Source organism: Sphingomonas sp. YR710, from assembly GCF_900101455.1.
In the GTDB taxonomy this organism is placed as follows: Bacteria; Pseudomonadota; Alphaproteobacteria; order Sphingomonadales; family Sphingomonadaceae; genus Rhizorhabdus.
Map to the genome: position 1 here is coordinate 16301 of NZ_FMZJ01000001.1, position 12881 is coordinate 29181.

Here is a 12881-nt window from a genome sequence, read left to right on the forward strand (position 1 = left end):
AGCGGGTTGACCCCGCGCCGATGCTGCCCTAATCGCCGCCCCTCAGCCGCCGATGGCCCCATCGTCTAGCGGTCTAGGACGTCGCCCTTTCACGGCGAAAACACGGGTTCGAGTCCCGTTGGGGTCACCACCTTTTCAATGGGTTCACCTCGTTGAAGGCGGTACAGAGCCCGGATTCTCGAATATATTCCCAATATCCCGAATATCTGAGGATATCGCGGAGCGAGGGTCCCTCCGCGTGGAGCATGCATTTTGGATGCGTGCTAACTATCTGCGATAATGTCACGAATCCTATTGGCAAGAACATCCATTGCGAACGGTTTGGTCAGGACATGCATGCCGGGATCGAGCTGGCCGTTTCCAATCACTGCATTTTCCGCATAGCCGGTAATGAACAAAACCTTGAGATCCGGGCGTTGGACCCTCGCGGCGTCGGCCAATTGCCGTCCGTTCATCCCGTTCGGCAATCCGACATCGGTGACCAGAAGCTGGATTGCAGGTTCGGCTCGCAGCATCGCCAGGCCGGATGCGCCGTCACCGGCTTCGTGTGTGTTATAGCCGAGGTCGGCAAGCGAGTCGGTGACCAATGTCCGAATGGCGGGCTCGTCATCGACCACCAGTACGATCTGGCCAGCGGTTGCCGAGGGGGTTGTGGCGGTATCCTGCGGCGCCTGTTCGGCAACGTCCTTGGCAAAGACGCGCGGAAAATAGAGGCACATCGTCGTGCCTTCGCCAAGTTCGGAATAAATGCGCACCTGGCCTCCCGATTGACGGACGAAGCCATAGATCATCGAAAGGCCGAGACCTGTGCCCTCGCCCAGCGGCTTGGTGGTGTAGAACGGATCGAACGCGCGTTTGATCGTTTCGGGCGACATGCCCGTACCCGTGTCGGTAACGCTTAAGGAAACATATTGCCCGGACGGCAAATCGCGCGTTTTGGCTTCCGCAGGGGCGAACCATATATTCGCGGTTTCGATCGTGATCCGCCCGCCGTCAGGCATCGCGTCGCGCGCATTGATGCACAGGTTGAGCAGGGCATTTTCGAGTTGGTTCGGATCGATCAGCGTCGTCCACAATCCGCCGGCTCCCACCACCTCCACTTCGATGTGGGGCCCGACCGATCGCCGGAGAAACTCCTCCATGCTCGCGATCAGGCGGTTGATGCTTGTCGGTTTCGGATCGAGGGTCTGGCGCCGCGAGAAGGCGAGGAGCCGATGGGTCAAAGCGGCGGCACGCTTGGTCGCAGTGCGCGCAAGTTCGACATATTTGTCGATTTCGCTCGACCGCCCCTGTTTCATGCGGATCTGGATCAGTTCAAGGCCGCCGGAGATCCCGGCTAACAAGTTGTTGAAATCATGAGCTAAGCCGCCCGTTAATTGGCCGACAGCCTCCATTTTCTGGGCCTGACGGAGCTGCTCCTGCGCCGCCTCGAGCTGAATTTGCGCCTCCTTCTCGGCACTGATGTGGCGCCCGCTGGCATAGACCCGGTCGCCATCGGCCGAGGCGACCCACGAGACCCAGCGATACGAACCATCCTTGTGCCGGACGCGATTCTCGTACTGCCGGAGCACGGCAATCTTTGCCTGTTCATGCGCCGCAGCGCTCGCTACCTGATCGTCGGGATGACTGAAGGCGACGTGATGGCGACCGATCAACTCCTCGGTTCGCCAGCCAAGGATCGTTGTCCAGGCCGGATTTACCGCCACAAACATTCCCTTGGGGTCTATCACCGCCAGCAGATCCTGCGAATTGACCCAGGTGCTATCGCGCTCACGCGTGCGCTCTTCGACCTGGCGCTCCAGAGACTCGGCAAGAGCGGCCAGCGAGGTTTCGGCATGGCGCCGTTCGATCGCGGCCTGGGTGCGATCGGCCACGTCGCGCGCGAACGCGATGTCCTCCGGAGGCCATTCTCGAACCCCCTTGTCGTTGAGATAGAGCAAGGCAACGAAGTCGTCCTGATCCACCAGCGGCAGGTTGAACACGGCACGCGCGTGGATCGCCTCGAGCGCTGCTGCCGTCGCCGCGGTGCGCGGATCGGTGCGGGCGTCGGCGATCGCGACCAATTCGCTGCGCTTCAGATTCTCTATGTACGATCCATAGTCGCGAAAATGGAGCACGCCTGCGAGGCTGTTCGTACCGGGGCTGTTCCAGTCGCGCTCGATCGTAATGGTTTCGGCGACCCGATTGATGATGCCGTAGCCCGCCCGACTCACACCCAGCGTTGAGCCGAGGATTTGCGCGGCGAGAAACGACATATCGCCAGGGTCGGTCGTTTGCCGCAACCTGTCCCCCAGTTCGATCAATGCCGCCTGGCGGCTTTGGGTTTGACGACGGGCGGTGACGTCCTGCGAAACCCCGACGAACCGGTCGGCCTCGCCGCCGACATTGCGTTCCAGCCGTCCGCTGATCTGCACCCAGTGCAGCGAGCCGTCGGGCCAAAGGATGCGATATTCGGCCCCATAGGAATCACCGGTCGCCAATGCGCCCTCGATGGCGGTGTGCTCCTGATCCCGGTCGTCGGGATGGATAGCATCGAGCAGATCTTCGTAACCGAATGGATCATTCTCGCCACGCCCATATTGCGCCTTGCATTCGGTGGACGCGTAGAGTGTGCGGTTTCCCAGTTCGATCGACCACGCGCCGAGGCCGCCGGCGGTCAGCGCCACGTGCAGGCGGTCTTGTCCCGCGCGAATGGCCTCGAGCCGGGCTCGGGCTTCATATTGCCGCAATCTGGCGCGCCGTGCCGCCCGAGCAAGGCTGATCAACGTGGTCGGATGGAACGGTCGCTCCAGAAAGGTGACGTTGCCCAGCGTTTCGAGCAAACGCACCGCCCCCGGATTGCGTTCAAGGCCTCCGCCGCGCGCGGTCAGCACGATGAAGGGAAAGTCGGACCATTCGGCCTGATCGGCTATGAATGCGGCCAGATCGCGCAAGTCGGCGCCGCGCAGGGTCTCCTCGGTCACAATGCCGAACCCGCCGCCGCTGCGAAGCGCCCGCACGAATGCGGGGAGGTCCGCAACCGATGACGCCCCCAATCCCGCCTCGCGCAGCATGGCTTCGGCGACAGCCGCATCGCGGCCGTGGGGCGCGAGGATCAGTGCGCCTTCGGCGATGGTGCGATTCAAGGCCGCTTCAATCGCGGTCGGCATAAAGGAGGCCGGCTTCGTCCTGCCCGACCAGACTGGGTACGCCGCGTAATATGCCCTGGAAGCCCGTCAGCGGTTCGCCCAGCGTGATACCCCTTCTGCCGATCTTGAACTCTCTGATGGAATCCTCGTGCGAGCCCGTGCGCTTCTTGACGATGGAAATTGCGCGACGCACCCGCCCCAGCGCCTCGAAATAGCGCAGCAGGATGACGGTATCGGCGAGGTAGGTGACATCGACCGGCGATTTCATGTCGCCCACCAGCCCATGTTGCGCAACCGTGAGGAAAGTCGTGGCGCCCTGCCGGTTCAGATATTGCAGCAATTCGTGCATGTGCAATATCAACGCCTGTTCTTCGGGCATCGCGGCCTGAAAGCCGTTAAGGCTGTCGATCACGACCGTGCGCGCGCCGTGTGTTTCCACGCAGTTCCGAACCCGCTCCGAGAACTCGCCCGGGGTCAGTTCGGCAGCGTCGATCTGCTCAACGACCAGCTTGTCGCTGTCGACCATGGCCTGCAGATCGACCCCGAGACCTTTCGCGCGCTCGAACAGCAGGCCGAGCTCTTCATCAAAGACGAACAGCGCGGCATTTTCGCCCCTTGCGACCGCGGACTGCACGAAACTGAGCGCGAGCAGCGATTTTCCCGTGCCGGCAGGGCCAAGGATGAGGTTGCTCGCACCCCGGTCGAAGCCGCCGCCCAAGAGATCGTTGAGCCGCGCATCCTCGACCGCGACCGTTTCGCGTTTGAAATCGGAGCGGTGTTCGGCGGACACCAGGCGCGGGAACACGCGTACGCCGCCCGTGTCGATCACAAAATCGTGATATCCGCCGCGATAGCGACGGCCCCGGTACTTGATCACGCGCATTCGCCGCCGCTCGGCCCCGTAATTGGGTGACAATTCCTCCAGCCGGATGACGGCGTGGGCGACGCTGTGCACGGTCTTGTCCATTGCGTCGGCGGTCAGGTCGTCGAGCATCAGCACCGTGGCGTCATTGCGGGAGAAATAGTGCTTCAAAGCCAGCACCTGCCGGCGGTAGCGCAAGGAACTCTGGGCCAGCAGCCGAATCTCGGAAAGACTGTCGAGCACGACGCGCGAGGGCCGGATGCGTTCGAAAGCCTCGAAGATCCGCTTCGTGGTTTCACCAAGTTCGAGATCGGACGAGTATAGCAGGCTCTGCTGCTGTTCGTCGTTGAGCAGGCTTTCCGGTGGCACAAGTTCGAACACTTCGAACGCGGCAGGAAAAGTCCAGCCATGAGAGGTTGCACCGTCGCGCAATTCCTCCTCGGTTTCCGACAAGGTGATGTAAAGGGTGGTCTCTCCGGCCTCGACTCCTGATAGTAGAAATTGGGTGGCAATCGTCGTCTTGCCCGTGCCCGGACTTCCTTCGATCAGAAACAGCCTGCCTTTCGCGAGGCCCCCAGAAAGAACCTCATCCAGCCCGGCCACGCCCGTCGCATAATTTCCCATCGTTACTCCGCACATTTTCTGCTGACAGTCATCAACAGACGCATGCCGGCCAAAATTGGTTTCGTTTAACGCGGGAGCGCGAATATCGATCCGCGGCGGCCAGAATTGATGACATCCGGCCGAAGCCGCGGCTCATGGCAGACCGCCGTGCCGTGAGGCGGCCAAGTCGAGTGTGGCCACAGCCCTCCCATCAGGACATTCACGTACAGACCGTGACCGGATCGCCGTTACTCTCCCTCGGCGCTTGATGCGGGGATTTACCGTGGCCGTAGTGGAAGAAGGCGAATCCAACTATTATCTTCGCAGGGCGGCGGAGGAGCGCAGATGCGCCCTGGCGGCCAAGGCTCACGCCGTGAAGCAAATTCATATGCACTTGGCGCAATTGCTCGAGGAGCGTGGGGTGGCACTCCGTCAGGGTCACGATAAGGATAAGATTTTGGCGTTTATGCCATTACGGCAGCTTCCCGAATAATCTATCGCATTGGCAAAGGCGCTGGCCGATCTCATGTCGGCCTATCGCTCCGGCGGTTCCGAAGCTCTGCCAATTCAGCACATGCGGCACTCGATTTACACGGCCATTATACCGGGATCGGGATGATTTAAGCTGCTGGCAGTAATTGCGCCAGCAAGGCGCGTTCGCCCTGATCGAGCGCCTGTAGCTGGCCGATTGCGGATTCCACCTGTGCTTGACGGTTGCGGTCGCCCGACGCCACCGATTCCTGATGCAGCCGATCGAGATCGGCCAGCGCCGTTGCGATTCCGCCCCGCGCCGAATCGACCGCGCTATAGGCTTCCTGCGCGAGCACCCACTTCTCGCTGCCGGCGGGCGCCGATCGGCCCGCGTCGATCACGGGCCTCTGCTCGGCGAGCTTGTTCTGGAATGTCGCGTCGGCTTCTCGCGCCGCGGTGAGGATCGCGGCGATTTGTTCCGGAACAACGGTAGGCGGGCCAAAGAGGGCAGGATTGGGTGCACGCGTGGCTGCGGACGGAACGGCGGCCGGATTCGTTCGCTCCACGGGGCGCTGTGCCAATGACGGATATACCCCCGTATTCGCCGCACAACCTGCAAGCAGACACAGCGACGAAACGAAACAGGATGCGGTGATGCTAAGCTTGGCCATGCCCTGCTCTATGCGCCGCAGAATTTCTCTGCAACGGGCTTGCGTCCGGCGCGGACCCCGACTAGTTAGCCCCCACAGCGCGCCCGTAGCTCAGCTGGATAGAGCATCAGACTACGAATCTGAGGGTCGGACGTTCGAATCGTTCCGGGCGCACCATTTTCCCCATCATCGTTGAAAACGCAAAGAAATCCCCCGCCGGGGAACCCCTCGGCGATGATTGCGACGCATCGGTGCTGCACGATATCGGGCGTGGTGTTCAGTTCGGTGAAAACGCCTTGGAAAAGCAGCGGCGCTACCTGCCAGGCCGTTCCCGCTTACAATCAGCCCCGGCGCATATGGCCGCGGTTGATTGCCCATATCATCGGCGGAGGGCGCCAGCGGAAGGCTCGTGCGGGCGCAGGCTGCTGCGCGGGCCGAGATTCTCGGCTTTTTGCCTTCAGTGTCAGATCATTTCGCCTGCAACGGGCCGGGAAACGGGTCGGCGGACGAGAGTGGGACATAGCTACCATGAATCCGGCGCATGACGGCCGGCCGATCAGTGATCAAAATGGCGCCTCGACGCGTTTTTACCATTCCGGCGGCTTCGAGCGAGTTCACCGCATGCGTGACACCCGCGCGACGGACATTGAGCATGACGGACAGCAGTTCGTGCGTAAGGCATATCTCGGCGCCATCGACGCGATCACTGCACATCAGCAACCATCTGCACAGGCGCTCCTCGACCGTGAACGACGCATTGGCCAGCGCGGTATTCGCAGTTTGCTCGAGCAGACCATATACATACCGATTGAGCATCGAGCGCAGATCTGCGCTGGCTTCCAGTCGGCTGGAAAGAACGGGGGCTGGCAGGCGGTATCCATAGCCAGGAATCTGGATGACACTGCGTATAGGAGAAGCGTCGACGCCGAGAATCGTCGCGGCATCGACCATCCCCTCTCGTCCGATAATCGCGGCTTCGGTCTCGTGCCCCTCGCTTGAGGTGATGACCATTGAGGCGATGCCTTCCTCGAGGAACCAGCAATGGCCGATGGGTTGCCCCGGAAAAATCAGCGCCTGCGAGCGGGCCAGCTCGACGCGAACCAAGCGCGGTTCCAACGCGGCAAAGTCAGCGACGCTCATCGTGCGCAGCAATAGATTCTTGAAGGAAGATTGATCTCGCAAGTCCGGGCCCCATCACAACAGGGCGGGAGAACAATTCTCTCTGCCGGCTGCGCCCATGCATCGGCAGTCGATACGACCGATATGGGTATGATGCCTCTAATTTACGAACATTGTTATGTTAGTGCGTTTCCGTACAAAATTATCAATGTGTCATATTTGCGAGATAACAAATATTCCTAAGGGATATTTTGTATAAATATTTTGCTCTTATATTGTATAATAAAATATGAAATCTAAAAAATTTATTGTGCATTAATTGATATTTTATTGAAAGGTGTGTGAAAAATTATAGTAATCGCAAATTTTAGCGCCAAGAGCTTTATCATCGTTTTGTATGAGCGCGTTTGACCAGCCCACTGTTGTAAACTGCCGCGATCCGTAAGGCTCCAGCTCCTGCGAACCGAGTAGGTCCGATTGCCAAAGCGAATTCGGCAAGAAAGCCGTTGGGCGTCAGGCGCAATCTCCGATGAGTGGCATCGTCATTCGACGCCAGCTTCTTGATGCCGGATATGCCAACACCCTTCTCGAAGAACGCCGGTCCCCGGCAGCTCAACTATCGCAATGGTCTCGAAAGCCTGCCTATGCTCTGGTGCGAGCGGTGGGCTGCTCTTAAAAATGCCGAAGGCGGCGGAGCCTGGCCGCATCTCCCGGCCACGAGCAGCCCTACAAAGGGGCGCAAAATATGGCTTCTCGCGCCCTACGAGGCGCGGAGCGCGATTAGATCAGCCACAATGGACTGGGTGGTGCGGTCGAGAAGACTCGAACTTCCACGGCCTTTCGGCCACAACGACCTCAACGTTGCGCGTCTACCAGTTCCGCCACGACCGCACACCGAGTAAGTATCCCGGCGGGCCGGGATGCTGGTAGGCGCGTGCCACTAGCAAAGCCGAACCGGGGGCGCAATGCCCGATCGTGAAAATCAGTAGAGAAACATCGGCATGCCTTTCACATGCATCAGCTTTGCCCGGTATCGAGCGCGATCATATAGCGCGTCGACGTCGACCGCCTTTGTCGCCTCGAGCAGGGTATCGATCGGGACGTCGGTATAATTGCCGTCACGCAGCGCCAGCATGCGGCCGGTCTCTCCCGCCGCGATCCGCTGCACGGCCATGCCGCCGAAGGCGAATCCCACCATTCGATCAAGTGCATCGGGATCGCCCGCGCGCATCAGATACGCGAGTTGCTGGACGATCGTGCCGAGCCCCGTCTCCGCCTCGATCGCGCGCGCCAGTCGTGCTCCGACGGCTTCAGCGTGGCGCTGGGTCGATGACATCGCCCGCTCGTCTGTATTGGCGGCGTCGCCGGCAATGGTAGCCCCTTCGGAGATCACGCACATCGCGTAGCTGGCCGGGCGGCTTTTGCGATCAGCGACCAGCAACGGCAGCAGCTCGTCGAGATTCGCCGGCACTTCGGCGATCACGGTGCGGTCCACCTGCGCCAGAAACCCCGCCAGCAGCGCTGTTTCGCCCGAACGGCGTCCGAACAGTTCGATCACGGCGATTCGTTCATGGCTTTCCGCGGTCGTCCGTAACGCGTTGATCGCATCGACCGAGCGGGTGATCGCAGTCGAAAAGCCGATGCAGTAATCGGTGCCGTGGACATCATTGTCCATAGTCTTGGGGATCGAGATCACCGGAAAGCCCAGCGAGGACAGATGCGCCGAAAAGCGCAAGGTGCCGTCCCCGCCGAGGGTGATCAACGCGTCGATGTTCAGCGCGGAAAGCACGTGCAGCACCTGGCTCGTCCGGTCGCCGCCAGGCACCGTCCGGGGATCGGTGCGCGAGGTGTGGAGCATCGTACCACCGACCCGGTCGATCCCGCGCACGGCCTCCCGATCGAGCGAAATCGTGTGGGCTCCCACGCTGTCGGGATCGGCGGGATCGATTTCGAGGAATCCCTGCCATCCGCGCCTGAAACCGACGACCTGCCATCCGCGGTCCATCGCCGACAGCGCCACCGAGCGGATGCAGGGATTGAGCCCCGGTACATCGCCGCCGCCCGTCAATATGCCAATTCGCATCGTTCGTCCTTGGCTTCAGTCCGTTGGGCTAACTCAAGCTACGTGATCGTCGATCGATTCCCGGCGCCGAAGGCTGATCGTCGCGATCAGTTTCCGGCCGGGCCGATGAAGCTCAGGTGCAGGTTGCGCGCGCCACGCGGCACATCGACCGCCGCGCTGTCGAAATCGGCCGTGGCGCCCGCAGCGAGCTGGTTGACTGGACGGGTGATCGTCCAGCTATAGACGGTGCGCCCCTGCGCATCGCGCAGCTCGGCGCGAATGTCGTGGACTGTTTGCGGCACGTTGGTCGGGTTGACGACGCGCCCCGTCACCGCGAGCAGCTCGTTGCCGCTGGCCGTTTCGCGCCGGTCCGGCTTGCGTGTCATTTCGATCACCAAGGGCACAGTGGTGGGCGTAACTCCAATCCGTTGGCCAAGCCTGTCGGGGCCAATCGCGATGATCGCGCCGATCGCGCTGATCAGGATGACCGCGATGATCGCCGCCGCAATGGTCAGTAATTTGCTGACATTGCGGCGCGGGCGGAACGCCAGCTGCTGATGGTTGGGATCGGGAAGTGCGGCCTCGGATGGGCCGTCATAGCGCGCGACCACCTCATTCTCGGCTACGCTCGGCTGCTGCTGATAGGCTGGCGCTTCCGTCGGAAAAGCTGCCGCTGTCGCGGGTGGGGGGCTGGTTGCAGCGGGCTCTCCCGCCGAAAACAGGTCGGCGGGCGCTTCTGCCAGCTCAAGCACCACTGGCTCCTGAAACCAGCTATGGCGGCAATTGGCGCAGCGCACCTGACGGCCGGTGGGGCCGACGGCTGCATCGGGGACAAGGTAGCGTGTATTGCAGGACGGGCAGGAAAGTATCATCGGTCCCAGACATTCGACGCGCTCGTTGCGCAATTTCTTCACTAACCATGGTCAACCGGCACCTGCAAGCATTGTCGCCAGATACGGGGGGCGGAATATTTTGCGCGCGCGGTGGGGCTGTGCCATGGCGGTGCCGACAGGTGAGCAGGGTGGTTGCGGATCATGGGCTTAGGCGCGGTGTCGAACATCGTGCAGTTCGAAAATGTCGGTCTGCGCTATGGGGCCAGCGCGGAGACACTTTCGGATGTCACGTTCTCGCTCGCTGCGGGCGCATTCTATTTTCTCACCGGGCCGTCCGGGGCCGGCAAGAGTTCGCTGTTGCGGCTGATCTACCTCGCGCAGCGGCCCAGTCGCGGTGTCATCCGCATGTTTGGCGAGGATATCGTGACGCTGCCGCGGGATCGCATGCCCGGCTTCCGACGACGGATCGGCGTGGTGTTCCAGGATTTCCGGCTGGTGCCGCATCTGTCCGCTTATGACAATATCGCCTTGCCGCTACGCGTGAACGGCGTGCCCGAGGCCGACATCGACACGCCGGTTTGCGAAATGCTCGAATGGGTTGGTCTGTCCGGTCGGGCGAGTGCGCGGCCGGCAACCCTGTCGGGCGGCGAGCAGCAGCGGGTGGCGATCGCGCGCGCGGTAATCGGGCGCCCGGAAATATTGGTCGCCGATGAGCCGACCGGCAACGTCGATCCGGAGATGGCCGAACGGCTGCTCTATTTGTTCGATGCGCTCAACAAGCTCGGCACCACGATCGTCGTGGCGACGCATGACGTGCAGTTGCTGCAGCGGGTGGCGGGCGCTGAGATCATTCGGCTCGATCGTGGCCGGGTTTCCGATCCCACCGGTACGTTGCGCCATCCGCCGAGGCGCCGTTGATGGTGGGCCGAGCGCAGACATGGCTGACAAGTGCCGCCGCCCGCAAGCTGCTGCCCGAAGGCCGGCTGACCGGTCCGATGCCGTGGGTAATCGCGATCATGATGTTTCTGATGGCGCTGTCGGCGGCGGCCGGGCTGGCTTTGGGATTCGCCGCGCGCGAACTCGACAATAATCTGGCCGGGCAGATCACGATCCAGATCGTCGATGCGAATGCCGCGCGGCGTGCCGCGGCGGCGCAACTCGTGGTGGCGAGGGTGCGGTCGATGCCGGGGGTCGTCGCCGTCGATCGGATCAGCGATCGGCAGATCACCGATCTGCTGCGGCCCTGGCTCGGCGCCGGGTTGGCCGACAATGATCTGCCGGTGCCGGCGATGATCGACGTCCGCTTCGGCGAGGATGCCCGCAATCGGATCGAGGCCGTCACCCGTCTCGTCCGGGAGATCGCACCTGCCGCGCGTGTGGACGAACATGGCCAATGGCTCGCGCCGCTGGCCGGGCTGATGGGGGCGCTGCGCTGGCTGGCGGCGATGCTTGTGCTCTTGATGGCGACGGCGACTGCGTTCACGGTGGTGCTGGCCGCACGGGCGGCGCTCAACACCCATCAGGCAACGATCGACGTGATGCATCATCTGGGGGCCACCGATGGACAGATCGCCCGCCTGTTCCAGCGCCGCATCGCGCTCGATGCGCTGTTCGGCGGTGTGCTGGGGCTTGCGCTGGCGGCGGTTGTGGTGGTCGCGGTCGGACGCCGGATCGTCGAGCTTGGGTCGGATCTGCTTGGCGCAATCGGACTGCCGACGTTCGCCTGGGCGATATTGGCGCTGTTGCCGGTCATCGGGACGCTGCTCGCGATGCTCGCGGCGCGACTTACCATCCTGATCGCGTTGAAGCATCGCCTGTGATCGCGCGCATCGTCAGCGCTGTCGTGATCCTGTGGGCGGCGGGCTTCATGGTGTTCGCTTTGTTTCTGCCGCAGCCGGCCGAGGAGGTGATCCTGACCGACGGGATCGTCGTGATGACCGGCAGCAGCGGCCGGATCGAGCGGGGGCTTGCGTTGCTACGCGCGAAGAAAGCGAAAAGATTGCTGATATCCGGGGTCGATCGTCGGGTACGACCGCACGAACTGGCAAGCGAATTTCACGCGGCCGACGCGCTGATCGATTGCTGTGTCGATCTCGGACATGAATCGGTTGATACACGGTCCAATGCCGAGGAAGCGGCAGGATGGGTCGCGCGCAACCATTATGGCTCGATCCGGCTGGTCACGTCGGACTGGCATATGGCCCGGGCTCGCTTCGACCTGGCAAGGATGTTGTCGGCCAACGTGAAGCTGACCGCCGATGCCGTTCCGTCCGAACCGGATCTGGCGGGACTGTTGCGGGAGTATAACAAATATTTGCTAAGGCGCTTAGCTGCCTTGATCGGAATATGATGAACTTTATCAGGTCCACTTTGTTCGCGATCATATTCTACCTGATCACGATTATTGCGGTCCTGACCGCCTTTATCACCGTGCGTTTCGGCGACAAGGCCCTGTGCTGGCATGCCCAGCATTGGGCGCTGCTTCATCGCTGGTGCGCGCGTTGGCTCCTCGGCATTCGTACCGTGGTGGAAGGAACGATTCCCGACGGGCCCTTCCTGTTCGCCGCCAAGCATCAATCGATGTTCGAAACGCTGGATCTTCTCGTTATTCTGGGCGATCCTGCGGTCGTCGTGAAGCGTGAACTGGCCGATCTCCCGTTTTTCGGAAAGGTGGCTCGCGATTATGGCGTCATCCCCGTCGATCGCGAAGGTTCGGCGAAGGAGTTGCGGCGCATGATGCGGGCCGCCGCTGCGGCCCGGGAAGCGCACCGTCGCGTGCTGATCTTCCCGGAAGGTACGCGTGTTCCGCTGGGTGACCAGCCACCGCTGCGTCCTGGCTTCGCCGGCCTGTACAAGCAACTTCGCCTGCCTGTGGTGCCGATCGCGCTCGACAGCGGCCGAGTTTCTCCGCGCAATAGTTTCGTGAAGAAACCGGGAATCGTCAGGATGCGGTTCGGCGAACCTATTCCGCCGGGCTTGCCCCGCGAAGAGATTGAGGCGCGGGTTCATACGGCGATCAACGCGCTGGAGAACGAAAAAGCGAATTAATCGGAAGCGCGGCTGATCGTTCGGTCCGCTGGTGGCGACGTGGCAATCCCGTGCGGTAATGGCAATGCGGGATCGGTTGGGCCGAAATTTCCGGCTAGATAGCTG

At 61.8% G+C, this 12881-nt stretch carries 10 protein-coding genes and 3 tRNA genes; 6 read left to right on the forward strand and 7 right to left on the reverse strand.

Annotation, left to right across the window (positions count from 1 at the left end):
* The first annotated feature begins 54 nt into the window (after positions 1 to 54).
* A tRNA-Glu gene (locus tag BLS13_RS00095) sits at positions 55 to 130 on the forward strand.
* Between the two features lie 133 nt (positions 131 to 263).
* On the opposite strand, the gene BLS13_RS00100 is transcribed toward BLS13_RS00095, so the two are convergent.
* From BLS13_RS00100 to BLS13_RS00115, 3 genes are all read right to left on the reverse strand, one after another.
* Positions 264 to 3125 (reverse strand): PAS domain-containing protein, encoded by a 2862-nt coding sequence (locus BLS13_RS00100; protein ID WP_093449464.1) that lies wholly within the window; start codon positions 3123 to 3125, stop codon positions 264 to 266.
* 7 nt (positions 3126 to 3132) lie between these two features.
* Positions 3133 to 4614: an ATPase domain-containing protein gene (locus BLS13_RS00105; protein ID WP_176943364.1), complete on the reverse strand. Its 1482-nt coding sequence runs from the start codon at positions 4612 to 4614 to the stop codon at positions 3133 to 3135.
* Positions 4615 to 5213: 599 nt separating this feature from the next.
* Positions 5214 to 5735 carry a hypothetical protein gene (locus BLS13_RS00115; RefSeq protein WP_143011825.1) on the reverse strand — a complete coding sequence of 174 codons (522 nt, stop codon included), beginning with the start codon at positions 5733 to 5735 and terminating at the stop codon, positions 5214 to 5216.
* A gap of 79 nt (positions 5736 to 5814) precedes the next feature.
* On the opposite strand from BLS13_RS00115, the gene BLS13_RS00120 reads away from it, so the two are divergent.
* Positions 5815 to 5891: transfer RNA gene (locus tag BLS13_RS00120), tRNA-Arg, on the forward strand.
* A gap of 291 nt (positions 5892 to 6182) precedes the next feature.
* Here the strand turns inward: BLS13_RS00120 and BLS13_RS00125 are convergent.
* The 4 genes from BLS13_RS00125 to BLS13_RS00140 form a co-directional block, all read right to left on the reverse strand.
* The gene (locus BLS13_RS00125) at positions 6183 to 6854 is read right to left on the reverse strand and encodes a Crp/Fnr family transcriptional regulator (protein ID WP_093448685.1); all 672 of its coding nucleotides are present in this window, start codon (positions 6852 to 6854) and stop codon (positions 6183 to 6185) included.
* Between the two features lie 783 nt (positions 6855 to 7637).
* Positions 7638 to 7724, reverse strand: a tRNA-Leu gene (locus BLS13_RS00130).
* 91 nt (positions 7725 to 7815) lie between these two features.
* Entirely contained in the window at positions 7816 to 8916 is a 1101-nt protein-coding gene (locus BLS13_RS00135; protein WP_093448688.1) for a 6-phosphofructokinase, read from the reverse strand.
* Positions 8917 to 9002: 86 nt separating this feature from the next.
* On the reverse strand, positions 9003 to 9767 hold the full coding sequence (locus BLS13_RS00140; protein ID WP_093449467.1) for a zinc-ribbon domain-containing protein: 765 nt from the start codon (positions 9765 to 9767) through the stop codon (positions 9003 to 9005).
* Between the two features lie 177 nt (positions 9768 to 9944).
* Between BLS13_RS00140 and ftsE the strand changes: the two genes are divergently transcribed.
* From ftsE to BLS13_RS00160, 4 genes are read left to right on the forward strand one after another with little or no spacing between them, the layout of a single operon-like run.
* Entirely contained in the window at positions 9945 to 10646 is a 702-nt protein-coding gene (gene ftsE, locus BLS13_RS00145) for a cell division ATP-binding protein FtsE (RefSeq protein ID WP_176943391.1), read from the forward strand.
* Entirely contained in the window at positions 10646 to 11548 is a 903-nt protein-coding gene (locus BLS13_RS00150) for a cell division protein FtsX (RefSeq protein WP_093448692.1), read from the forward strand. Before ftsE ends, BLS13_RS00150 begins: the two co-directional genes overlap by 1 nt.
* Positions 11545 to 12078, forward strand: a complete 534-nt coding sequence (locus BLS13_RS00155) for a YdcF family protein (protein ID WP_093448695.1) — start codon at positions 11545 to 11547, stop codon at positions 12076 to 12078. The genes BLS13_RS00150 and BLS13_RS00155 overlap by 4 nt, the downstream gene beginning before the upstream one ends.
* A complete protein-coding gene (locus BLS13_RS00160; RefSeq protein ID WP_093448698.1) occupies positions 12078 to 12776 on the forward strand; it encodes a lysophospholipid acyltransferase family protein in 699 nt (232 codons plus the stop codon). Before BLS13_RS00155 ends, BLS13_RS00160 begins: the two co-directional genes overlap by 1 nt.
* The last annotated feature ends 105 nt before the right edge of the window (positions 12777 to 12881 follow it).